We start from the raw sequence: 23,647 nt of genomic DNA, 5'->3' as shown, positions 1-23,647 counted from the left end.
TATGGCGCTCTCCCCTCTCAATCAACGCCGTTTCGCCCTGTTCAAGTCGCACAAGCGCGGCTGGTGGTCGCTGTGGCTGTTCCTCGTCCTGTTCGTGCTGAGCCTCGGCGCCGAGCTGATCGCCAACGACAAGCCGCTGGCCGTGCGCTATGACGGCGAGTGGTATTTCCCGGTGTTCAAGCGCTACCCGGAGACCACCTTCGGCGGCGAATTCCCGCTGCAGGCCAACTACAAGAGCCCGTACATCCGCGAGCTGATCGCGGAAAAGGACGGCTGGATGCTCTGGCCGCCGATCCCCTTCGACTACTCGAGCATCAACTACGAGCTGCAGGTGCCGGCCCCCGCGCCGCCCTCGGCGCAGAACTGGCTGGGCACCGACGATCAGGGCCGTGACGTGCTGGCGCGGGTGATCTACGGCTTCCGCGTGTCGGTACTGTTCGCCCTGGCGCTGACCCTCTTCAGCTCGCTGATCGGCGTGCTGGCCGGCGCCCTGCAGGGCTATTACGGCGGCTGGGTCGACCTGGCCGGGCAGCGCTTCCTCGAAGTCTGGTCAGGGTTGCCGGTGCTCTACCTGCTGATCATCCTGGCCAGCTTCGTGCAGCCCAACTTCTGGTGGCTGCTGGGCATCATGCTGCTGTTCTCCTGGATGAGCCTGGTCGACGTGGTGCGCGCCGAATTCCTCCGCGGCCGCAACCTCGAATACGTACGCGCGGCGCGGGCGCTGGGCATGGGCAACGGCGGCATCATGTTCCACCACATCCTGCCCAACGCCATGGTTTCGACCATGACCTTCATGCCCTTCATCCTCACCGGCGCCATCGGTACTCTGACCTCGCTGGACTTCCTCGGCTTCGGCCTGCCGGCCGGCGAGCCCTCGCTGGGCGAGCTGGTGGCCCAGGGCAAGGCCAACCTGCAGGCGCCCTGGCTCGGCATCACCGCCTTCGCCGTGCTGGCGCTGATGCTCAGCCTGCTGGTGTTCATCGGCGAAGCCGCCCGCGATGCCTTCGACCCGAGGAAATGAGATGACCAATTCGAACAACCTCATCGAAGTGCGCGACCTGGCCGTCGAATTCGTCAGCGGCAACCAGGCCCAGCGGGTGGTCGAAGGCATCAGCTTCGACATCCGCAAGGGCGAGACCCTGGCCCTGGTCGGCGAGAGCGGCTCGGGCAAGTCGGTCACCGCCCACTCCATCCTGCGCCTGCTGCCCTACCCGCTTGCCCGCCACCCGGCCGGCAGCATCCGCTACGGCAGTCAGGACCTGCTCAAGCTGGCGCCGGACAAGCTGCGCAGCATCCGCGGCAACCGCATCGCCATGGTGTTCCAGGAGCCGATGACCTCGCTCAACCCGCTGCACAGCATCGGCAAGCAGATCGGCGAGGTACTGGCCTGGCACAAGGGCCTGAGCGGCGAGCCGGCACGCGCGCGGATCATCGAGCTGCTCGAACTGGTCGGCATCCCCGAGCCGGAGAAACGCCTCAAGGCCTACCCGCATGAACTGTCCGGCGGCCAGCGCCAGCGGGTGATGATCGCCATGGCCCTGGCCAACGAGCCGGAGCTGCTGATCGCCGACGAGCCGACCACCGCGCTGGACGTCACCGTGCAGCTGAAGATCCTCGATCTGCTCAAGGATCTGCAGGCGCGCTTAGGCATGGCCATGCTGCTGATCACCCACGACCTCAACCTGGTTCGACGAATCGCCCACCGCGTATGTGTCATGCAGCGCGGTTGCATCGTCGAACAGGCGTCGTGTGACGAATTGTTCCGCGCTCCGCAGCATCCCTATACCCGGGAACTGCTCGGCGCCGAGCCCAGCGGCGAACCGGCGGCCAACCCCGCAGGCGCGCCGCTGCTGGAAGTGGACGATCTGCGTGTGTGGTTCCCGATCAAGAAGGGAGTGCTGCGACGCACGGTCGACCATGTGAAGGCGGTGGACGGAATCGACTTCAGCCTGCCCCAGGGCCAGACCCTGGGCATCGTCGGCGAGAGCGGTTCCGGCAAGTCCACCCTCGGCATGGCGATCCTGCGGCTGCTCGGCAGCCAGGGCGCCATCCGCTTCCAGGGCGAGGCGCTGGACGGGCTGTCGCAACAGGCCGTGAGGCCGTTGCGGCGGCAGATGCAGGTGGTCTTCCAGGACCCCTTCGGCAGTCTCAGCCCACGCATGTGCGTGAGCCAGATCGTCGGCGAGGGCCTGCGCATCCATGACATCGGCAGCGAGAAGGAGCAGGAACAGGCGGTCATCGACGCGCTCAAGGAGGTAGGACTGGACCCGGAGACCCGGTTCCGCTATCCCCACGAGTTTTCAGGCGGGCAACGGCAGAGGATCGCCATTGCCCGGGCACTGGTGCTGAAACCGGCGCTGATCCTGCTGGACGAGCCCACTTCGGCGCTCGACCGCACGGTACAGCGTCAGGTGGTGGAGCTCCTGCGTTCGTTGCAGGCCAAGTACAACCTGACGTACCTGTTCATCAGCCACGATCTGGCGGTGGTCAGGGCCCTGAGCCATCAGTTGATGGTGGTCAAACAGGGCAAGGTGGTTGAACAGGGGCCGGCCGAGCAGGTATTCGCCGCGCCGCAGCACCCCTATACCCGGCAGTTGCTGGAAGCCGCATTCATGGCTCCGGCGACCGCCGACTCACTGAAAGAGGAATGACGCACATGGGTTTTCTCGCCGGTAAGCGCGTACTGATCGTTGGCGTGGCCAGCAAACTGTCCATCGCCTCGGGCATCGCGGCCGCCATGCACCGCGAGGGCGCTGAGCTCGCCTTCACCTACCAGAACGACAAGCTCAAGGGCCGCGTCGAAGAGTTCGCCGCCGGCTGGGGTTCCAGCCCCGAGCTGTGCTTCCCCTGCGACGTGACCGATGACGAGGAGATCGCCAAGGTCTTCGAGGCACTGGGCAAGAAATGGGACGGCCTGGACTGCATCGTCCACTCCGTCGGCTTCGCCCCGGGCGACCAGCTGGATGGCGATTTCACCGAAGTCACCACCCGCGACGGTTTCAAGATCGCCCACGACATCAGTGCCTACAGCCTGGTGGCCCTGGCCAAGGCCGGTCGCCCGCTGATGCAGGGCCGCAATGGCAGCATCCTCACCCTCTCCTACCTCGGTGCCGAGCGCACCATGCCCAACTACAACGTGATGGGCATGGCCAAGGCCAGCCTGGAGGCTGGCGTGCGCTACCTCGCTGGCAGCCTCGGCCCGGAGGGCACCCGCGTCAACGCCATCTCCGCCGGTCCGATCCGCACCCTGGCCGCTTCCGGCATCAAGAGCTTCCGCAAGATGCTCGCCGCCAACGAGAAGCAGACCCCGTTGCGCCGCAACGTGACCATCGAGGAAGTCGGCAATGCCGGGGCCTTCCTCTGCTCCGACCTGGCCTCGGGCATCAGCGGCGAGATCCTCTACGTCGACGGTGGCTTCAACACTACCGCGATGGGCGCCATCGAAGACTGAGGCGAAAGCCTGACATGAAAAAGCCCGCTTCTCAGCGGGCTTTTTCATGTCCAGGTCGGGCGAGCGTCAGAAACGCTCGACCTCGGCCTGCTCCTTGAGCTGCTGGCGGTAAGCGGCAAAATCCTGCTGACCGGCACGTGAGGCCAGGAAGCGACGATAGCTGGTCTTCTCCTCGTCGCTCAGCTCGGCCTCGGCCTGGCTGACGCCATCCAGGCGCAGCACCACGTAGTCGCCATTGTTCAGGCTGACACCGGCGTAGGTTGGCTTGCCGTCTTCTCCGGGCTTGGCCATGCGGAACAGCTTCTGCAGGACTTCCGGCGCCACGCCGTCCTGGCTGCGACCGGCGGCCTGGACCACCTTCCAGCCCTCGCCACTGCCTTCGCCCTTGCGCAGCGACGCGATCAGGCTTTCACCCTGTGCCTTGGCCGCCTCGGCCGCCTTTTCGCGGGCCAGTGTTTCGCGGATGCCGACGGAAACCTCCTCCAGCGGCAGCAGGGCCGGCTTCTTGTGCTCCTTGACGCGCAGCACGATGGTGGTGTCCGGGTCCAGTTCGATGGCACCGCTGTTGGCGCCATCTTCCAGCACCTCGGCGCTGAACGCGGCCTGCACCACCTGGCGATTGGCGGCGACGCCCTCACCGCCCTCACGACCGAAGGCACCGCTGGTCTGCACCTGCAGGCCCAGCTCCTGCGCCGGCTGCGACAGGTCGGAGGCCTCGAAGCTGGCTTCCTCGAGCTGCTTGGCGGCCTCGACGAACCGCTGCTCGACCTGCTGCGCCTTGACGTCACGCTCCAGCTTGGCCTTCAGGCTCTCGAAACTCGGTACCTCGGGCGACTGCACATCCAGCAGCTTGATCAGGTGCCAGCCGAAAGCGCTGCGCACCGGTGCGGACACTTCGTCCTTTTTCAGCGCATACAGCGCCTTCTCGAACTCCGGATCGTAGACACCGGGGCCGGCGAACCCGAGATCGCCGCCGTTGCTGGCGGAGCCCGGGTCCTGCGAGAGCTCCTTGGCCAGCGCGGCGAAATCTTCGCCCTTCTTCAGACGCTCGGCAGCCTGCTCCAGCTTGGCCTTGGCCTCCTCGTCGCTCAGCTTGTCGTTGACCTCCACCAGAATGTGGGCACCGCGGCGCTGCTCGGCAAGGTTGGCGATTTCCTTCTGGTACAGCGCCTGCAGCTCCTCGTCGCTGGCCTCGGTCTCATCGAAGAAGCTGTCCTTCTTCAGCTCGACGTAGTCGACCACCACCTGCTCGCTGCTCATGAAGCGATCCGGGTGCTGGTCGTAGTAGGCCTTCACCTCGTCGTCCGTCAGCGCGACGGCCTCGGCGTTGGCCGCGATGGTGCGGCTGGCGAAGTCGCGGGTCTGCTTGTCCAGGCCGACGAAGGCCTGCAGCTCGGTGTCGGTCACGAAATTGCTGCCGGCCAGCGTGGCCTGCAGATGACTGACCAGCACGTCCTCCTTGAGGCGCTGGCGGAACTGCATGCGGGTCATGCCCTGCTGCTGCAGCACCTGATCGAAGCGCGTCGCATCGAACTTGCCTTCAACCTGGAAGGCGGGGGTCTGCAGGATCAGCTGATCGAGCGATGCATCGGAGAAACCCATGCCGGCGTCGTGGGCGCCTTGCAGCAGCAGCCTGCGTTCGATCAGGGCGTCCAGGGCGGTCTTGCGCAGCAACTTGTCGTCCAGCAGCGAGGCGTCGAAGTCCCTGCCGAATTGCTGGATGAGCTGGCGGCGCTGCGTATCCACTGCGGCGTTGAGGCTGTCCAGACTGATCTCTTCGCCGTTGACCTCGGCGGCATTGCGGCTGTTGCTGGTGGACTGGATGATGGCATCGAACCCGGTTAGGGCCATCAGCACGACGATCACGCCAATGATGGTTTTGGCGATCCAGCCCTGGGAATTGTCCCTGATGTTCTGCAGCATGCTTCCCCCGAAACGTCTGCACTGAACGAACAGCCATGCAGCGTGGGTATTGATTGCGGATAAAAGAAAGGCGCATCCGAGGATGCGCCTTCTCATAACTCTTGGAGCGCCTTAGCGGCTCCGTGCCGGATCGGATCACCCCGGCCCGGCGAGGGCCAAGCCCGAGAGACGCTTAGTTGACGGCGTCTTTCAGAGCCTTGCCAGCTTTGAAGCCAGGGATCTTGGCAGCGGCGATCTTGATCGGCTTGCCGGTCTGCGGGTTGCGGCCGGTACGGGCGGCGCGCTCTTTAACGGCGAAGGTACCGAAGCCAACCAGCACCACGGAATCACCGGCCTTCAGAGCGCCAGTGACGGATTCGATTACTGCGTCCAGCGCACGGCCGGCAACAGCTTTCGGGATATCAGCGGATGCGGCGATGGCATCAATCAGTTCCGACTTGTTCACTCTTAAGTCCCCTTATTTCTGTTGAGTTGTTTCTTAGTTGTTTGGTGTAAGCAAAGCGGGTGCTGAAGGGCCTGCCGACACATAGGAGCCGCTTTATAACAAGGGCTCGAAAAAAGTGTCAAGGAAGCCCTCCGGCTAATGCGTGCTGATTCGCTCCTTGGAATCAGACTCGCGCGAGTCATCCTTTGCAACCATCTCGGGAGCCGCATCGGGCAAGGGCTCCGGGGCGTATTGCAGCGCAATTTGCAGGACCTCGTCAATCCATTTAACCGGCTTAATGGTCAGGTCCTGCTTAATATTCTCCGGAATTTCCTTGAGGTCGCGGACATTCTCTTCCGGAATGATCACGGTCTTGATTCCACCCCGGTGCGCAGCGAGAAGTTTTTCCTTCAGCCCACCGATGGCCAGCACCTGCCCCCGCAGGGTGATCTCGCCGGTCATGGCCACGTCGGCCCGAACCGGAATCTGCGTCAGCGCCGAGACCAGCGCCGTGCACAGGCCTATGCCGGCGCTCGGGCCGTCCTTCGGCGTGGCGCCTTCCGGCATGTGGATGTGCACGTCACGCTTCTCGTGGAAGTCCAGCGGGATGCCCAGGCTCTTGGCACGACTGCGCACCACGGTCAGCGCGGCGGTCATGGACTCCGCCATCACGTCGCCCAGCGAGCCGGTCTTGATCAGCTGGCCCTTGCCCGGCACCACGGCGGTCTCAATGGTCAGCAACTCGCCGCCGACCTGGGTCCAGGCCAGGCCGGTGACCTGGCCGATCTGGTCTTCAAGCTCGGCCAGACCATGGCGATAACGCCGCACGCCGAGGTAATGCTCGAGCGAATCCGAGGTGACCAACACCTTGATGCGCTTCTCCTTGGCGTGCTCCTTTACCGCCTTGCGGCAGACCTTGGAAATCTGCCGCTCCAGGCTGCGCACGCCGGCCTCGCGAGTGTAGTAGCGGATGATGTCGCGGATCGTCGCCTCTTCGAACTCCAGCTCGCCCTTCTTTAGGCCGTTGGCCTGGACCTGCTTGGGCGTGAGGTACTTGATAGCGATGTTGACCTTCTCGTCCTCGGTGTAGCCCGGCAGGCGGATGACTTCCATACGGTCCAGCAGCGGACCGGGGATGTTCATGGAGTTGGCGGTGCAGATGAACATCACGTCCGAGAGGTCGTAGTCGACCTCTAGGTAGTGATCGTTGAAATTGTGGTTCTGCTCGGGGTCCAGCACCTCCAGCAGCGCCGAGGCCGGGTCGCCGCGCATGTCGCTACCCATCTTGTCGATTTCATCGAGCAGGAACAGTGGATTGCGCACGCCGACCTTGGTCAGCTTCTGGATCAAGCGGCCAGGCATGGAGCCGATGTAGGTGCGGCGGTGGCCACGAATCTCGGCTTCGTCACGCACGCCGCCCAGGGCCATGCGCACGAACTTGCGATTGGTGGCACGCGCGATGGACTCAGCCAGCGAGGTCTTGCCCACGCCAGGCGGGCCAACCAGGCAAAGCACAGGCCCCTTGAGCTTCTTCACCCGCTTCTGCACGGCGAGATACTCGAGGATGCGCTCCTTCACCTCCTCCAGGCCGAAATGGTCGGCTTCGAGGATGTCCTCGGCCTTGCCCAGGTCCAGGCGCACCTTGCTCTCGGCCTTCCACGGCACGTTGGTCAGCCAGTCGATGTAAGAGCGGACCACGGTGGCCTCGGCCGACATCGGCGACATTTGCTTGAGCTTGTTCAGCTCTGCGTTGGCCTTGGCATAGGCCTCCTTGGGCAGGCCCGCGTTCTCGATTCGCTTCTTCAGCTCATCGACTTCGTTGTGGCCCTCGTCGATATCGCCCAGTTCCTTCTGAATGGCCTTCATCTGCTCATTCAAGTAGTACTCGCGCTGGCTGCGCTCCATCTGCTTCTTGACGCGACCCCGGATGCGCTTCTCGACCTGCAGCAGGTCGATCTCGGCGTCCAGCAGCGCCAGCACGTGCTCGACACGCTCGGCCAGACCGGTGATCTCGAGAATCTCCTGCTTCTGCTCGATCTTCAGCACCATGTGCGCGGCCATGGTATCGACCAGACGCGACGGCTCATCGATGCTGTTCAGCGACGACAGCACCTCGGCAGGAACCTTCTTGCCCAGCTGCACGTACTGCTCGAACTGGCTCAGCAGGCTGCGGGTGAAGACCTCGGACTCGCGCTCGGCGACCGCATTTTCGTCCAGCAGCTGGACCTCGGCGCGGTAGTGATCATCCACCTCGATGAACTTCTCGATGGCGCCGCGTTGCTCGCCTTCCACCAGCACCTTCACGGTGCCGTCCGGCAGCTTGAGCAGCTGCAGCACGGTGGCCACGGTACCCATGCGGTACAGCGCATCCTCGCCCGGATCATCGTCTGCCGGATTGCGCTGCGCCAGCAGGAGGATCTGCTTGTCGCCGCCCATGGCGGCCTCCAGGGCCTCGATGGACTTCTCGCGACCGACGAACAGCGGGATGACCATGTGCGGATAGACCACGACATCACGCAGCGGCAGCAGTGGCAATTCGATGGTTGTCTTCATGATTTTCAGCTCTACGGCGGCCATTCGGCCGTAAACGGACGGGGTACCCTTGGACCTAAGATGGGGCCACCCCTGGAAAAAAACAAGCGAGAGAGCCGGAAAAGCAAAGGGCCCCTAAGGGCCCTTTGTTTCAGCGCTGGACGTCAGGCGTCCGGAGCGGCCTTGGCCGGCGGTTCGCTGTTCTCATAGATCAGCAGCGGCTTGGAGCTGCCTTCGATGACGCTCTCGTCGATCACCACTTTGCTGACTTCGGTCTGCGAAGGGATCTCGTACATGGTGTCGAGCAGCACACCTTCGAGGATCGAACGCAGGCCACGCGCACCGGTCTTGCGCTCGAGCGCGCGGTTGGCCACCGCCTTGAGCGCATCGGCGCGGAACTCGAGGTCCACGCCTTCCATCTCGAAGAGCTTGGCGTATTGCTTGGTCAGCGCGTTCTTCGGCTCGGTGAGGATCTGCATCAGCGCAGCCTCGTCCAGCTCGTCGAGGGTCGCGATGACCGGCAGGCGACCGACGAATTCCGGAATAAGACCGAACTTCACCAGATCGTCCGGCTCGACTTCACGCAGAGCTTCGCCGACTTTCTTGCCCAGGTCCTGGCTGCGCACTTCGGCATTGAAGCCGATGCCGCCCTTGGTGGAGCGGGCCTGGATGACTTTCTCCAGACCGGCAAAGGCACCACCGCAGATGAACAGGATGTTGCGGGTATCGACCTGCAGGAACTCCTGTTGCGGATGCTTGCGACCGCCCTGAGGCGGCACCGAAGCGACGGTACCCTCAATCAGCTTCAGCAGCGCCTGCTGCACGCCCTCACCCGAAACATCGCGGGTGATCGAAGGGTTGTCCGACTTGCGCGAGATCTTGTCGATCTCGTCGATGTAGACGATGCCCATCTGGGCCTTCTCGACATCGTAATCGCACTTCTGCAGCAGCTTCTGGATGATGTTCTCGACGTCCTCACCCACGTAACCGGCCTCGGTCAGCGTGGTGGCGTCGGCGATGGTGAAGGGAACATTGAGCAGGCGGGCCAGGGTCTCGGCCAGCAGAGTCTTGCCCGAGCCGGTCGGGCCGATCAGCAGGATGTTGCTCTTGCCCAGTTCGACGTCGTCTTTCTTGTCGCGCTGGTTCAAACGCTTGTAGTGGTTGTACACGGCAACGGAGAGCACCTTCTTGGCGCGCTCCTGACCGATCACATACTGATCCAGGATACCGCTGATTTCCTTTGGCGCGGGCAACTTGTGAGCGCTGCTCTCGGCCTGGGCTTCCTGCACCTCCTCGCGGATGATGTCATTGCACAGGTCGACGCACTCGTCGCAGATAAAGACCGAGGGGCCGGCGATCAGCTTGCGCACTTCGTGCTGGCTTTTGCCGCAGAAGGAGCAGTAGAGCAGCTTGCCGTTGTCCTCGCCGTTGCGGGTGTCAGTCATTCGATCGATCCAATACGGTAGGCATGTAACACAAGATGAAGGCAATTGCGGGCATTTTCAACCCTGCGGGACGGCCGGACCTGCCCGGCCGCTACGCTGGCGCACCGATCAGACGGCCATCTGACGCTTGCTGAGAACCTGATCGATGAGGCCGTATTTGACCGCTTCGTCGCCGCTCATGAAGTTGTCGCGGTCGGTGTCCCGGGCGATGACTTCGATCGGCTGCTTGCAGTGCTCGGCCAGGATCTTGTTCAGGCGCTCGCGGATGGTGAGGATTTCACGGGCATGGATCTCGATGTCCGAGGCCTGACCCTGGAAGCCACCCAGTGGCTGGTGGATCATCATGCGCGAGTGCGGCAGGCAGTAACGCTTGCCGGCGGCACCGCCAGCCAGCAGCAGCGCACCCATGCTGCAGGCCTGGCCGATGCAGATGGTGGACACGTCGGGCTTGATGAACTGCATGGTGTCATAGATCGACATGCCGGCAGTCACCGAGCCGCCCGGGGAATTGATGTACAGGTGGATGTCCTTGTCCGGGTTCTCGGCCTCAAGGAACAGCAGCTGGGCCACCACCAGGTTGGCCATGTAGTCCTCGACCTGGCCGACCATGAAGATCACCCGCTCTTTCAGCAGGCGAGAATAGATGTCGTAAGCACGCTCGCCACGGGCGGACTGCTCGATCACCATCGGCACGAGGCCGCCGGCGGCTTGGATGTCAGGCATGGTGTTCATGAAAGAGTTGTGCGACATGTCTAGCGATCTCTCCCTAATAGTCATGTCTCTAAAGACGCATAAGCCAGCACGAAGGCTGGCTTATGGTTGTGCTCGAACGAGGCGAGGGATCAGGCTGCTTGCGGGGCTTCCGCCGGCTTGACCGCTTCTTCGTAGGAGACCGCTTTATCGGTCACTTTGGCCTTCTGCAGGACAGTATCTACAACTTGTTCTTCCAGTACAACCGAACGCACCTCGTTCAGCTGCTGGTCGTTCTTGTAGTACCAGGCCACGACCTGCTGCGGCTCCTGGTAGGCGGAAGCCATTTCCTCGATCAGCTCGCGAACGCGGGCTTCTTCAGCCTTCAGCTCGTTCTGCTTGACCACTTCGGCGACGATCAGACCCAGCACGACGCGGCGCTTGGCCTGCTCTTCGAACAGTTCGGCCGGCAGCTGGTCCGGCTTGATGTTGCCGCCAAACTGCTGGACGGCCTGCACGCGCAGACGATTCACTTCGTTGCCGATCAGGGCCCTCGGTACTTCAGCCGGGTTGGCGGCCAGCAGGCCTTCCATTACCTGGTTCTTGACCTTGGACTTGATGGCCTGGCGCAGCTCGCGCTCCATGTTCTTGCGGACTTCGGTGCGGAAACCTTCCAGACCGCCTTCCTTGATGCCGAACAGGGCGAAGAAGTCGTCGTTCAGCTCCGGCAGCTGCGGAGCGGAGACGCTGTTGACGGTCACGGTGAACTCGGCGGTCTTACCGGCCAGGTCCAGGTTCTGGTAATCCGCCGGGAAAGTCGGGTTGATCACGCGCTCTTCACCGGCCTTGACGCCGACCAGGGCATCTTCGAAGCCCGGGATCATGCGGCCGGAACCCAGCACCAGCGGAGTGCCCTTGGCGCTGCCGCCAGCGAAGGCTTCGCCGTCGATCTTGCCGACGAAGTCGATGTTCAGTTGGTCGCCGTGCTCGGCGGCGCGCTCGGCAGCCTCGAAACGGGTGTTCTGCTTGCGCAGGATTTCCAACATGTTGTCGACGTCGGAATCCTGAACGTCGGCCTGCAGGCGCTCGATCTCGATGCCGTCGAAGCCGGCCAGCTGGATTTCCGGGAACACTTCGAAGGTGGCGACGTACTCGAGGTCCTTGCCCTTCTCGAAGGTCTTAGGCTCGACGGACGGAGCGCCAGCCGGATTCAGCTTCTGCTCGACGATGGCCTCGTAGAAGGTGGCCTGGATCAGGTCGCCCAGGGCTTCTTGACGGGCGGAATCCTCGTAACGTTGGCGAATTACGTTCATCGGCACCTTGCCGGGACGGAAGCCAGGCACCTTGGCGCGGCGGGCAGTCTGCTGCAGACGCTTGGTCACTTCGGTCTCGATGCGCTCGGCCGGCACGCCGATGGTCATGCGGCGCTCGAGAGCGGAGGTGCTTTCAACAGAAACTTGCATGGATATTCCTCGTTGCACAGACATAAGCCGGCCGTTCCGGCCCCAGAATCGAAGCGGAGCATTCTAGTGGCTCGCTTGACAGAAGTCACCTGCGCAAACGGGCACAAAAAACGACCGTATATATAAGGAAGGGAATAGCGAGAGGGAGATGGTGCGGACGGAGAGACTCGAACTCTCACACCTTGCGGCGCCAGAACCTAAATCTGGTGTGTCTACCAATTTCACCACGTCCGCGTGGTAACGCTTGAAACGAAAACGCCAGGCTTTTGGCCTGGCGTTTTCTCGAATATGGGGTGGACGATGGGAATCGAACCCACGACACCAGGAGCCACAATCCTGTGCTCTACCAACTGAGCTACGCCCACCATATTGCGTTGCTTGCGCCTGATCCGCCAATGGCGCACCCGGCAGGACTCGAACCTGCGACCATCCGCTTAGAAGGCGGATGCTCTATCCAGCTGAGCTACGGGCGCTTAGTCATCTGCGGAACAGACTCTAAAGCTACAGCTCCGACCGCTTCCGGCCGTTGCCATCTTACCCAGCGGCTGGCTGTGCTCGACAAGCGGGGCGAATCTTATAGAGGCCGCCCGACAGCGTCAACACGATAATGAAAAAAATCCTGTTGGATAAAGGAGTTACGGGAAAGCACCACGCATGCGCCTTTGCCCCACCCGCCACCCATGCGAGAATGCGCGATCTTTTTTCCACCCTTCCCCATGGTTAAGCAAGCGTCATGACCGCAAAACTGATCGACGGCAAGTCCATCGCCGCCAACCTCCGCCAGGAAATCGCCAAACGTGTCGCCGAGCGCCGCCAGCAGGGCCTGCGGGCTCCGGGCCTGGCCGTGATCCTGGTCGGCAGCGACCCGGCTTCCCAGGTGTACGTCTCGCACAAGCGCAAGGACTGCGAGGAAGTCGGCTTCGTTTCCGTGGCCCATGACCTGCCCGCCACCACCACCCAGGGCGAGCTGCTCGGGTTGATCGACCAGCTCAACCGCGACAACGCCATCGACGGCATCCTGGTGCAGCTGCCCCTGCCCGCCCACCTGGACGCCTCGCAACTGCTCGAGCGCATCAACCCGGACAAGGACGTCGACGGCTTCCATCCGTTCAACGTCGGTCGCCTGTCCCAGCGCATGCCACTGCTGCGTTCGTGCACGCCGAAGGGCATCATGACCCTGCTGGAAAGCACTGGCGTCGACCTGCACGGCCAGCATGCCGTGGTCGTAGGCGCCTCCAACATCGTCGGCCGGCCGATGGCCCTCGAGCTGCTGCTGGCCGGCTGCACCGTCACCGTGACCCACCGCTTCACCAAGGACCTGGCAGGCCACGTGGCTCAGGCCGACATCGTCGTCGCGGCCGCGGGCAAGACCGGCCTGGTCAAGGGTGAGTGGATCAAGCAAGGCGCGATCGTCATCGACGTCGGCATCAACCGCCAGGCCGACGGCAAGCTGGTCGGCGACGTGGAGTACGACGTGGCTGCCGAGCGCGCCGGCTGGATCACCCCGGTGCCGGGCGGCGTAGGCCCCATGACCCGCGCCTGCCTGCTGGAGAACACCCTGTACGCCGCCGAGCATCTGCACGCCTGATAGCGGCTCCGGCCATGAAAAACGGCGCCCTCGGGCGCCGTTTTCGTTTCCCCCGCAGGCCTTACTCGGCCTTCTGCCAGGACTTCACCAGCTCGTCGTAGCTCACGGTCTCGCCCTTCGGCTTCTCGTTCGCCAGCTTCGGCTTCGGCGCGCCCGGCTGGTCGAACCAGTACTGCGGGTCCTGCTCCTCGTTGAGTTTCGGACCGCAGTCACCCTGCACGCCGGAGCGCTCGATGCGCGCCATCATGCTGTCCTGGGCCGCCGCCAGGCCGTCCAGCGCCTCCTGCGGGGTCTTGTCGCCACTCGCCGCCTCGGCGATGAACTGCCACCACAGCTGCGCCAGGCGCGGGTAGTCCGGCACGTTGGTGCCGGTCGGCGACCACTGCAGGCGCGCCGGGCTGCGGTAGAACTCGACCAGGCCACCGAGCTTCGGCGCGGCCTCGGTCATCGCCTGGGAGTTGATGTCCGATTCGCGGATCGGCGTCAGGCCCACCAGGGTCTTCTTCAGCGAGACGGTCTTGGAGGTGACGAACTGCGCGTACAGCCAGGCGGCCAGGCGCTGCTTCTCCGGCGTGGACTTGAGGAAAGTCCAGGAGCCGGTGTCCTGGTAGCCGAGCTTCATGCCCTCCTCCCAGTACGGGCCTTTCGGCGACGGCGCCATGCGCCACTTCGGCGTGCCGTCCTCGTTGACCACCGGCAGGCCCGGCTTGGTCATGTCGGCGGTGAAGGCGGTGTACCAGAAGATCTGCTGGGCGATGTTGCCCTGCGCGGGTACCGGGCCGGCCTCGGAGAAGGTCATGCCCTGAGCCTCCTGCGGCGCGTACTGGCGCATCCAGTCGACGTACTTGGTGGTGGCGTAGACCGCCGCCGGGCCGTTGGTGTCGCCGCCGCGGGCGACGCTGGAGCCCACCGGGCGGCAGCCCTCGACGCGAATGCCCCACTCGTCCACCGGCAGGCCGTTGGGCAGGCCCTTGTCGCCGCCGCCGGCCATGGAGAACCAGGCGTCGGTAAAGCGCCAGCCCAGCGACGGGTCCTTCTTGCCGTAGTCCATGTGGCCGTAGACGCGCTTGCCGTCGATCTCCTTGACGTGCTCGGTGAAGAACTGGGCGATGTCCTCATAGGCCGACCAGTTGACCGGCACGCCCAGCTCGTAGCCGTAGATTTCCTTGAACTTGGCCTTCAGCTCCGGCTTCTCGAACCAGTCGGCGCGGAACCAGTAGAGGTTGGCGAACTGCTGGTCGGGCAGCTGGTAGATCTTCTTGTCCGGCCCGGTGGTGAAGGAGATGCCGATGAAGTCCTGCAGGTCCAGGGTCGGCGAGGTGAAGTCCTTGCCCTCGTTGGCCATCATGTCGGTGATCGACACGGCCTTGCCGTAGCGGAAGTGGGTGCCGATCAGGTCCGAGTCGTTGACCCAGCCGTCGTAGATGTTCTTGCCCGACTGCATCTGGGTCTGCAGCTTCTCGACCACGTCGCCTTCCTGCATCAGGTCATGGCGCAGCTTGATCCCGGTGATCTCGCTGAAGGCCTTGGCCAGCACCTTGGCCTCGTACTCGTGGGTGGCGATGGTCTCGGAAGCGACGTTGATCTCCATGCCGCGGAACGGCTCGGCCGCCTTGATGAACCACTTCAGCTCCTCGAGCTGCTGTTCCTTGGTCAGGGTGGACGGCGAGAATTCGCTGCCGATCCACTTCTTCGCCGCCTCTTCGTAGGCATCGGCCCAGGCCGCGCCGCTCAATCCGGACAACGTCAGCAGGGCCGCCAGCGCCATGCTATGTCGGGTCTTGTAGTTGTTGTCGAACATAGACTCCTCCTTGCTTGAATAGAAAACCGACCGGAATCGAAAGGCAGCCGGTCAGCCCCAACGCATCACCACCAGTAACCACACGACGGACAGCGCCGAGGCTATCCAGGTGCTCCAGTCGGTCACGCCCACCACCAGCAGATGCAGGTAGGCGCTGCCGAGCAAACCGATGAACAGCCGGTCGCCGCGGGTCGTGGCGATCGGCAGAAAGCCCCTGCGCTCCACGCAGGGCGAGCGGATTTCCCATACGGTCATGCCCACCAGCAGCAGCGCGATGCCGCCGAAGAAGGCCGCCGTGACCGGGGTCCAGGCCATCCATTCCATAGTCGTCTCCTCAGACCCGGCCCAGGGCGAAGCCCTTGGCCACGTGGTTGCGCACGAACCAGATCACCAGCATGCCCGGCAGGATGGTCAGCACCCCCGCTGCCGCCAGCACGCCCCAATCGATGCCGGAGGCCGACACCGTGCGGGTCATCACCGCGACGATGGGCTTGGCGTCCACCGAGGTCAGGGTGCGCGCCAGCAGCAGCTCGACCCATGAGAACATGAAGCAGAAGAACGCCGTGACGCCGATGCCGGAGCCGATCAGCGGGATGAAGATCTTCACGAAGAACTTGGGGAAGCTGTAGCCGTCGATGTAGGCCGTCTCGTCGATCTCCTTCGGCACGCCCGACATGAAGCCCTCGAGAATCCACACCGCCAGCGGCACGTTGAACAGGCAGTGGGCCAGGGCCACGGCGATGTGGGTGTCGAACAGGCCGATCGACGAGTACAGCTGAAAAAACGGCAGCAGGAACACGGCCGGCGGCGCCATGCGATTGGTCAGCAGCCAGAAGAACAGGTGCTTGTCGCCGAGGAAGCGGTAGCGCGAAAACGCATAGGCCGCCGGCAGCGCCACCAGCAGCGAGATGAGGGTGTTCAGGCACACGTAGTACAGCGAGTTGAGGTAACCCTCGTACCAGCTCGGGTCGGTGAAGATCACCTGGTAGTTGGCCAGGGTGAACTCCTGGGGCCACAGGGTCAGGCCGCCGAGGATCTCGGTGTTGCTCTTGAACGACATGTTCAGCAGCCAGTAGATCGGCACCAGCAGGAACAGGATGTAGAGCAGCAGCGCCAGGGTTTTGCGGATGGTCATGACGGGCTCCTCAGCGCTGCTGGTCGTTGTGGGTCATGGCCGTGTAGAACGCCCAGGACACCAGCAGGATGATCAGGAAGTACACCAGCGAGAACGCCGCCGCCGGCCCCAGGTCGAACTGCCCCACCGCCATCTTGGTCAGCGTCTGGCTGAGGAAGGTGGTGGCGTTGCCCGGCCCGCCGCCGGTGAGCACGAAGGGCTCGGTGTAGATCATGAAGCTGTCCATGAAACGCAGCATCACGGCGATCAGCAGCACGCTCTTCATCTTCGGCAGCTGGATGTGGCGGAACACCGCCCAGGCCGAGGCGCGGTCGATGCGCGCGGCCTGGTAGTACACGTCGGGAATGGCGCGCAGGCCCGAGTAGCACAGCAGCGCTACCAGCGAGGTCCAGTGCCAGACGTCCATCACCAGCACCGTGACCCAGGCGTCCATGGTGTTGGCCGCATAGTTGTAGCTGATGCCCAGCTCGCTCAGGGTCCAGCCCAGCAGGCCGATGTCGGCGCGGCCGAAGATCTGCCAGATGGTGCCGATCACGTTCCACGGGATCAGCAGCGGAATGGCCATGACGATCAGGCAGGCCGAGGCCCAGCGGCCCTTGGTCGGCATGCACAGGGCGATGGCGATGCCCAGTGGAATCTCGATCAGCAGCACGCAGGCGGAGAAAATGAACTGGCGCAGCAGCGAGTCGTGCAGGCGCTCGTTCTGCAGCACCTGCTGATACCACTCCACGCCGACGAAGGTGCGCGTGCTGGCGTCGAAGATGTCCTGCACCGAGTAATTGACCACCGTCATCATCGGCAGGATGGCGCTGAACGCCACCAGCAGGAACACCGGCAGCACCAGCCACCAGGCCTTGTTGTTGATCACCTTGTTCATGGGCGCACCTCCACCAGCACGTCATCGGCATAGACCATCAGCCACTGGGACGGGAAACCGATGTAGGCCACCTTGTGCGGCACCGGCAGGTCCTCCTGCAGGCGCGCCTTGAGCGTTACGCCATCCAACTCCAGAGTGAGGATCTTGTAGGTACCCAGGTCCTCGACGTGGCGCACCTCGCCGCGCAGGGCATCGACGAAGGGCTCGTCGCTGACGTGTACGAACTCGGGGCGAATGCCCAGCTTGAGCGACTGTCCGCCGAGCTCGGCAATGCGCTGGCACAAGGCCGGCGCCAGCGGCACGCGGGTCTGGCCGAAGCACACGCCGCCGGCATAGGGCGAGACCTCGATCAGGTTCATCCCCGGGCTACCGATAAAGAAGCCGACGAAGGTATGTTTCGGGCGTTCGAACAGCTCGCGCGGAGTGCCGAACTGGACGATCTGCCCGCCGTACATCACCGCAATCTTGTCGGCGAAGGTCGAGGCCTCCAGTTGGTCGTGGGTGACGTAGACCATGGTGATGTTGAACTGCTCGTGGATCTGCTTGAGCTTGCGCCGCAGCTTCCACTTCAGGTGCGGGTCGATCACCGTCAGCGGCTCGTCGAAGAGGATCGCCGACACGTCGTCGCGCACCAGGCCGCGGCCCATGGAGACCTTCTGCTTCTCGTCGGCGGTGAGGTTACGTGCCTTCCTGTGCAGCAGCGGGTGCAGGTCCAGCACCTCGGCGATCTCGTGCACCTTGCTGGTTACGCGCGACTCGGCCAGGCCCTGGTTGCGCAGCGGAAAGGCCAGGTTGTCGAACACCGTCATGGTGTCGTAGACCACCGGGAACTGGAAAACCTGGGCGATGTTGCGCTCCTGCGGCGACAGGTCGTTGACCTCGCGCATGTCGAACAGCACCTGGCCTTCGGACGGGCTGAGCAGCCCGGAGATGATGTTCAGCAGGGTCGACTTGCCGCAGCCGGAGGGGCCGAGCAGCGCATATGCGCCGCCCTGCTCCCAGACGTGGGTCATCTCGCGGATGGCGTAATCCTCCGCCCCGCTCGGCTGGGCGCTGTAGCTGTGGGCCAGGTTCTGCAGGCGTATCTCGGCCATGGTGCGCTCCTCAGGACCGGCGGATCGGCGCCAGGACCAGCTGGTCCCGGGTGTCGAAGACGAACAGCTTGTGCGTCGGGATGTAGATGCGGATCGGCGCGTCCACGTCGTACTCGTGCACGCCCTGGAGGTGCAGGACCAGGGCGAAGTGCTCGCTGCGCACATGCAGGAAGGTCTCCGAGCCGCTGATCTCGGCAAGCTCGACGGTCACCGCCAGCTCCAGGTCGTCGTCGTTGGACGGCACCAGGCCGACATGCCCGGGGCGCACGCCGAAGCGGTACTGGCCCTCGGCCAGGCCACGCAACTCGGCGGTCAGCGGGAAGTGCACGAAGTCCTCGAAGCTCACCTCGCTGTCGCTGATGCGGCCGTGCATCAGGTTGATCGGCGGCTCGGAAAACAGCTCGGCGGCCAGCACCTGCTGCGGCCGGTGGTAGACCTCGGTGGTCTTGCCGCTCTGGATCACCCTTCCTTCGTGGAGGATGGTCGTGGTGCCGCCCAGCGCCAGCGCCTCGTTGGGCTCGGTGGTGGCATACACGGCGATGCTGCGGCGGGCGCGGAACAGCTCGCGCATCTCCTGGCGCAGCTCCTCGCGCAGCTTGTAGTCGAGGTTCACCAGCGGCTCGTCGAACAGCACCAGGTCGGCATCCTTGACCAGCGCGCGGGCCATGGCCGTGCGCTGCTGCTGGCCGCCCGACAACTCCAGCGGGTAGCGCCTAAGAAACTTCTCGATGCGCAGCATCGCGGCCGTCTCGTGCACCTTGCGCTCGATCTCGGCCTTGGCCACGCCGGCCTGGCGCAGCGGCGAGGCGATGTTCTCGAAGACCGTCAGGTTCGGATAGTTGATGAACTGCTGATAGACCATCGACACGTTGCGCTGGCGCACCGGCACGCCGGTGACGTCGGCGCCGTGCATCAGGATGCGGCCGCTGGTGGGCTTGTCGAGCCCGGCCATCAGGCGCATCAGCGAGGTCTTGCCGGCGAGCGTGCGGCCCACCAGCACGTTGAAGGAGCCCGCTTCGAAGCTCAGGCAGGCGTCGTCGATATAGATCTGCTGGTCGACCACGCGGCAGACATGTTCCAGCGTTAACGACATGGCGTGTCCTTATGGTTATTTCGCCCGCCGCCGCGAAGATGCCTCGCGGTCGGCACTGGCATAAGGCGACATTCGTGCCAGTGCCGTTGCGCGCAAGCGAAAATTCGCCATGCCCTTGATTTGCAAAGACATGCCCGTCGGACGCGATGTGTAGCGCCGCTCACGCTGAACAGTTTTGAACAGCGAAAGCTGAACAACTGAACAATTCGGCCTTTGACTTTGAACAGCAATGAACAACACTGGGCGAACCGCTCGCCCCGCTCACGCCCATGAGCGCGGGCCGGGAGCCACTACGCTCCCGCCGGCCCGCCCATTGCAGTAACGGCGAGGCCGACTCGGCCGCTGGACCTAATAAAGACAAGAACCAGGCGATACCCATGACTGCTACTGCCCCGGCGCCGAGCCACGACGCCATCGTTCGCGATTCCTGGAGCCGCTGCCGCGACTTCGGCCTCACCCACCAGAGCCAGCCGGCCTTCGGCCAGGCCGCGCCCGGCGAGGTTTCCGCCCTGCTGGAGAGCCAGCACTTCCTGGTGCAGACCACCCACCAGGAGGTGCTGCCCTACTATGAGAACATCCTGGCCAACTCCAACTGCCTGATCATGCTGGCCGACAACCAGGGCCAGTTGCTGCAGTCCTGGGGTGATCGCCGCTTCGTCGAGCCGGCCCAGGCCGCCGGCTTCGTGCCCGGCGCGCTATGGCAGGAGCGCCACAGCGGCACCAACGCCATCGGCACGGCGCTGGCCTGCGGCCAGGCGGTGCACATCCAGCGCGACGAGCACTTCCTCAAGGCCAACCGCTTCATGACCGGCTCGGCCTCGCCGATCTTCGACGCCGCCCGGCAGATGATCGGCGTGCTCGATGTTTCCAGTGACAGCTACCTGCCGCCGGCCCACACCCTGGGCATGGTCAAGATGATGAGCCAGTCGGTGGAGAACCGGCTGATCCTCAACCTGTTCAAGGACGACTACTTCCAGCTCAGCTTCAACACCAGCCTGGACAATCTGGACAGCCAGTGGGCCGGCCTGCTGGTGTTCGACGAGGCCGGGCAGATCGTCTCGGCCAACCGCCGCGCCGACAGCCTGCTCGGCGTAGGCCTGTCGCGGGTGAATATCGAGAGCCTGTTCGACGTGCCGCTGCAGCAACTGCTCAACCAGCCGGAGAGCCTGCCCTTCGCCCTGCGCGCCGCCGGCCGCTACCGTTTCCATGGCCTGCTCAAGCGCCCGCGCAAGCCGCGCATCCAGCCCCGCGACTTCCGCCCGCAACCGGCCCCGGCGCCGCGCCAGGAAGGCTTCACCCTGGCCAATATCAACCTCGGCGACCCGCGGGTGGACAAGGCCGTGCGCCAGGCGGAGCGCCTGGTGGAGAAGAACATCCCGATCCTGATTCAGGGCGAGACCGGCGCCGGCAAGGAGGTGTTCGTCAAGGCGCTGCACAACGCCAGCTCGCGTGCAGGCCAGCCGCTGATCGCGGTGAACTGCGCGGCGATTCCCGCCGAGCTGGTGGAGTCCGAGCTGTTCGGCTACGAGAAAGGCGCCTTCACCGGCGCCAACCAGAAAGGCAGCATCGGGCTGATCCGCAAGGCGCACAAAGGCACGCTGTTTCTCGACGAGGTCGGCGACATGCCGCTGGCGGTGCAGGCGCGCCTGCTGCGCGTGCTGCAGGAGCGCAGCGTGCAGCCACTAGGCGGCGGCGAGCCCTACCCGGTGGACATCCGTCTGGTCTCGGCGACCAACCGGCCACTGCGCCAGGACGTGGACGCCGGGCTGTTCCGCGCCGACCTCTACTACCGCATCAGCGGCCTCAACCTGGAGCTGCCGCCGCTGCGCGAACGCAGCGACAAGGCCGCGCTGTTCCAGCGCGTGTGGGAGCACCACCGCGAACCCAGCCAGTGGGCCGGCCTGAGCCGCGAGGTGCTCGAGCTGTTCCAGCGCCACCCCTGGCCCGGCAACCTGCGCCAGCTGAGCAGCGTGATGCAGATCGCCCTGGCCATGGCCGAGGACCAGCCGATCCGCGTCGAACACCTGCCGGACGACTTTTTCGCCGACCTGCAGCCCGACGAACGCGCGCCGCTGGCCAGCGAGCCGCCGGTCGAGGCCGGCGACCTGGCCAGCCAGTACCAGGCCTGCGGCGGCAACATCTCCTATCTGGCGCGCAGCCTGGGCCTGAGCCGCAACACCCTCTACAAGCGCCTGCGCGAGCAGGGCCTGAAGGTCTAGGCGAACCCCCGCTCGCGCCGGGCGAAGGCGGCGAACTCCGCGGCCGGCGCGGGCCGGGCGAACAGATAGCCCTGGCCCTGGTCGCATCCCAGCTCGGCCAGCAGGGCGCGGGTGGGTTCGTCCTCGATGCCCTCGGCCGTGGTGTGCAGCCCCAGGCTGCGGGCCATCTGCACGATGGCGGTGACGATGGCGCGGTTCTGCGGATTGCCATCCAGGCCGCGGACGAAGGACTGGTCGATCTTCAGCTGATCGACCTGAAAGCGCTGCAGGTAGGCCAGGCTGGAATAGCCGGTACCGAAATCGTCGATCGACAGCTTCACCCCCAGCGCCTTGAGCCGCGCCAGCTCTTGGGGGTCCTGCAGCAGGATCGATTCGGTCAGCTCCAGGTCCAGGCAGGACGGGCTGAGACCGAAGCGGTTCAGCGCGCCTTCCACCACTTTCACCACGTCGCCGCGGCGGAACTGCACCGCCGAGAGGTTGACCGAGACGGCGAAGCGCGGCTGGCCGGCCGCCTGCCAGAGCATCGCCTGGCGACAGGCCTCATGCAGCACCCACTCGCCGATCTCGACCATCAGTCCGGACTGCTCGGCCACCGGGATGAAGCGGTCCGGGCCGAGCATGCCGCGTTCGGGATGGCGCCAGCGCAGTAGCGCCTCGGCCGCCAGCAGACGCCCGCTGCCCAGGTCGACGATCGGCTGGTAATGCAGCTCGAATTCGTCGCGGCTCAGGGCCTGGCGCAGGTCCAGCTCCAGGGCCAGGCGCTCGCGGTTGTCGGCGTTCATGCGCGGGTCGAAGAAGCAGTAGGCGTTACGCCCCGCCGCCTTGGCCTGGTACATGGCCATGTCGGCGTGTTTGAGCAGGGTGTCGAAGTCCTCGCCGTCGCCGGGGAACAGCGAGATGCCGATGGAGCTGGAGGTGACGATCTGCATGCCCTTGAGGGCGAACGGCTGGGCCAGGCGCTGCTGTACCTGGCCGGCCAGCGAGGACACGGCCGCTAGGTCGTCGACGTCCGCCAGTACCACGAGGAACTCGTCGCCGCCCTGGCGGCTCACCGTGTCGATGTCGCGCAGCGCCTCGTGCAGGCGCCGCGCCACCTCCTGCAGCAGCTCGTCGCCGGCGGCATGGCCGAGGGAGTCGTTGATGGTCTTGAAGTTGTCCAGGTCGAGGAACAGCAGCGCCACCTGGCAACCGTCGCGCCGCGCATGGCCGATGGCCTGCTCCATGCGGTCGCGGATCAGCAGGCGGTTGGGCAGGTTGGTCAGGGCGTCGTGCTGGGCCAGGTGGGTGAAGTTGGCCTCGGAATCCTTCACCCGCAGGATCTCGCGCTGCAGGCGCAGCAGGGTCTTGCGCAGGTCGTTGGCCAGCAGCCACACGGCGGCGGCGCAGGTCAGCAGGATGCAGCTGACGTTGATCATGCGGCCGATGCCCAGCGGCAGCGGTTCGAACCGCTGCAGGCCGGTGAGCGCGGCGAAGGTGAGAAAGGCCACCACCGCCAGGATGCTGATCAGCAGGCCGACGAACAGGCGCAGCGAGGCGACCATGCCGGCGACGATCAGGATTGCCGGGAAACCCAGCACCGCCGCGCTGTACAGGCCCTGGCTGAACCACAGCGAGGCGCTGACCATCGCCGTCAGCGAGCAGAGCACCAGCATCACCGAGGCCTCCACCCTGCCCCGCCGGTTCAGCCAGCGGCCGACCAGCACCAGCACCAGCGAAGCCCCGATCAGGCCGACATTCAGCCAGCTGCGCGACACCAGCATCTGCGCCCCGATGCACAGCAGGACCACGCACAGCACGTTGGCGATCTGCATGAGCCGCTGCGCCTGCAGGCGGCGTTCCAGCGCATCGTTGCCGATATCCGATTCCCGAGGTGTTGGTGCAGGCGTCATAACGACCGACTTCCATGAGCGAC

General features: G+C 64.5%; 18 protein-coding genes and 3 tRNA genes. 5 read left to right on the top strand and 16 right to left on the bottom strand.

What is annotated here, in order from left to right; genetic code table 11:
* Position 1 precedes the first annotated feature (1 nt).
* Genes NF616_RS09320 through fabI form a run of 3 tightly spaced genes read left to right on the top strand, consistent with a single transcriptional unit; the run spans position 2 to position 3,451 of the window.
* Complete coding sequence (locus NF616_RS09320) at positions 2-1,021, top strand: ABC transporter permease (RefSeq protein ID WP_252272964.1); 1,020 nt, start codon at positions 2-4, stop codon at positions 1,019-1,021.
* A gap of 1 nt (position 1,022) precedes the next feature.
* The gene (locus NF616_RS09315) at positions 1,023-2,651 is read left to right on the top strand and encodes an ABC transporter ATP-binding protein (RefSeq protein ID WP_252272963.1); all 1,629 of its coding nucleotides are present in this window, start codon (positions 1,023-1,025) and stop codon (positions 2,649-2,651) included.
* 5 nt (positions 2,652-2,656) lie between these two features.
* Positions 2,657-3,451, top strand: a complete 795-nt coding sequence (gene fabI / locus NF616_RS09310; RefSeq protein ID WP_252272962.1) for an enoyl-ACP reductase FabI — start codon at positions 2,657-2,659, stop codon at positions 3,449-3,451.
* Positions 3,452-3,517: 66 nt separating this feature from the next.
* On the opposite strand, the gene NF616_RS09305 is transcribed toward fabI, so the two are convergent.
* The 9 genes from NF616_RS09305 to NF616_RS09265 form a co-directional block, all read right to left on the bottom strand.
* On the bottom strand, positions 3,518-5,374 hold the full coding sequence (locus NF616_RS09305; protein WP_252272961.1) for a SurA N-terminal domain-containing protein: 1,857 nt from the start codon (positions 5,372-5,374) through the stop codon (positions 3,518-3,520).
* A 172-nt stretch (positions 5,375-5,546) separates the two neighbouring features.
* A complete protein-coding gene (gene hupB, locus NF616_RS09300; protein WP_003087931.1) occupies positions 5,547-5,819 on the bottom strand; it encodes a nucleoid-associated protein HU-beta in 273 nt (90 codons plus the stop codon).
* Positions 5,820-5,954: 135 nt separating this feature from the next.
* Entirely contained in the window at positions 5,955-8,351 is a 2,397-nt protein-coding gene (lon, locus tag NF616_RS09295; RefSeq protein WP_252272960.1) for an endopeptidase La, read from the bottom strand.
* A 143-nt stretch (positions 8,352-8,494) separates the two neighbouring features.
* Entirely contained in the window at positions 8,495-9,775 is a 1,281-nt protein-coding gene (gene clpX / locus NF616_RS09290; protein WP_252272959.1) for an ATP-dependent Clp protease ATP-binding subunit ClpX, read from the bottom strand.
* A gap of 108 nt (positions 9,776-9,883) precedes the next feature.
* Positions 9,884-10,525: an ATP-dependent Clp endopeptidase proteolytic subunit ClpP gene (clpP, locus tag NF616_RS09285; protein ID WP_252272958.1), complete on the bottom strand. Its 642-nt coding sequence runs from the start codon at positions 10,523-10,525 to the stop codon at positions 9,884-9,886.
* A gap of 92 nt (positions 10,526-10,617) precedes the next feature.
* Positions 10,618-11,928: a trigger factor gene (gene tig / locus NF616_RS09280; RefSeq protein ID WP_252272957.1), complete on the bottom strand. Its 1,311-nt coding sequence runs from the start codon at positions 11,926-11,928 to the stop codon at positions 10,618-10,620.
* A gap of 149 nt (positions 11,929-12,077) precedes the next feature.
* Positions 12,078-12,162 (bottom strand) — tRNA-Leu (locus tag NF616_RS09275).
* Between the two features lie 55 nt (positions 12,163-12,217).
* Positions 12,218-12,293: transfer RNA gene (locus tag NF616_RS09270), tRNA-His, on the bottom strand.
* Positions 12,294-12,324: 31 nt separating this feature from the next.
* Positions 12,325-12,401 (bottom strand) — tRNA-Arg (locus tag NF616_RS09265).
* Between the two features lie 260 nt (positions 12,402-12,661).
* Here NF616_RS09265 and folD point away from each other — a divergent pair.
* On the top strand, positions 12,662-13,516 hold the full coding sequence (gene folD / locus NF616_RS09260) for a bifunctional methylenetetrahydrofolate dehydrogenase/methenyltetrahydrofolate cyclohydrolase FolD (protein WP_252272956.1): 855 nt from the start codon (positions 12,662-12,664) through the stop codon (positions 13,514-13,516).
* A 61-nt stretch (positions 13,517-13,577) separates the two neighbouring features.
* Here folD and NF616_RS09255 read toward each other — a convergent pair whose 3' ends face one another.
* Genes NF616_RS09255 through NF616_RS09230 form a run of 6 tightly spaced genes read right to left on the bottom strand, consistent with a single transcriptional unit; the run spans position 13,578 to position 19,516 of the window.
* On the bottom strand, positions 13,578-15,317 hold the full coding sequence (locus tag NF616_RS09255; protein ID WP_252272955.1) for an ABC transporter substrate-binding protein: 1,740 nt from the start codon (positions 15,315-15,317) through the stop codon (positions 13,578-13,580).
* A 51-nt stretch (positions 15,318-15,368) separates the two neighbouring features.
* Complete coding sequence (locus NF616_RS09250; protein WP_252272954.1) at positions 15,369-15,641, bottom strand: DUF2160 domain-containing protein; 273 nt, start codon at positions 15,639-15,641, stop codon at positions 15,369-15,371.
* Between the two features lie 10 nt (positions 15,642-15,651).
* Positions 15,652-16,452: a carbohydrate ABC transporter permease gene (locus NF616_RS09245; RefSeq protein ID WP_252272953.1), complete on the bottom strand. Its 801-nt coding sequence runs from the start codon at positions 16,450-16,452 to the stop codon at positions 15,652-15,654.
* Positions 16,453-16,462: 10 nt separating this feature from the next.
* On the bottom strand, positions 16,463-17,329 hold the full coding sequence (locus tag NF616_RS09240; protein ID WP_252272952.1) for a carbohydrate ABC transporter permease: 867 nt from the start codon (positions 17,327-17,329) through the stop codon (positions 16,463-16,465).
* Positions 17,326-18,423, bottom strand: coding sequence for an ABC transporter ATP-binding protein (locus NF616_RS09235; RefSeq protein ID WP_252272951.1), 1,098 nt, complete (start codon positions 18,421-18,423; stop codon positions 17,326-17,328). The genes NF616_RS09240 and NF616_RS09235 overlap by 4 nt, the downstream gene beginning before the upstream one ends.
* A gap of 10 nt (positions 18,424-18,433) precedes the next feature.
* The gene (locus NF616_RS09230; protein WP_252272950.1) at positions 18,434-19,516 is read right to left on the bottom strand and encodes an ABC transporter ATP-binding protein; all 1,083 of its coding nucleotides are present in this window, start codon (positions 19,514-19,516) and stop codon (positions 18,434-18,436) included.
* 377 nt (positions 19,517-19,893) lie between these two features.
* Between NF616_RS09230 and NF616_RS09225 the strand changes: the two genes are divergently transcribed.
* The gene (locus NF616_RS09225) at positions 19,894-21,735 is read left to right on the top strand and encodes a sigma-54-dependent Fis family transcriptional regulator (protein ID WP_252272949.1); all 1,842 of its coding nucleotides are present in this window, start codon (positions 19,894-19,896) and stop codon (positions 21,733-21,735) included.
* On the opposite strand, the gene NF616_RS09220 is transcribed toward NF616_RS09225, so the two are convergent.
* A complete protein-coding gene (locus tag NF616_RS09220; protein WP_252272948.1) occupies positions 21,732-23,624 on the bottom strand; it encodes a putative bifunctional diguanylate cyclase/phosphodiesterase in 1,893 nt (630 codons plus the stop codon). The two genes, NF616_RS09225 and NF616_RS09220, sit on opposite strands and share 4 nt — an antisense overlap.
* Positions 23,625-23,647 lie beyond the last annotated feature (23 nt).

The sequence above is a fragment of the Pseudomonas subflava genome (assembly GCF_023823685.1).
Taxonomy (GTDB): Bacteria; Pseudomonadota; Gammaproteobacteria; order Pseudomonadales; family Pseudomonadaceae; genus Aquipseudomonas; species Aquipseudomonas subflava.
Note: the sequence above shows the minus strand (reverse complement) of the source record. Positions and strands in the feature narration are given on the sequence as shown.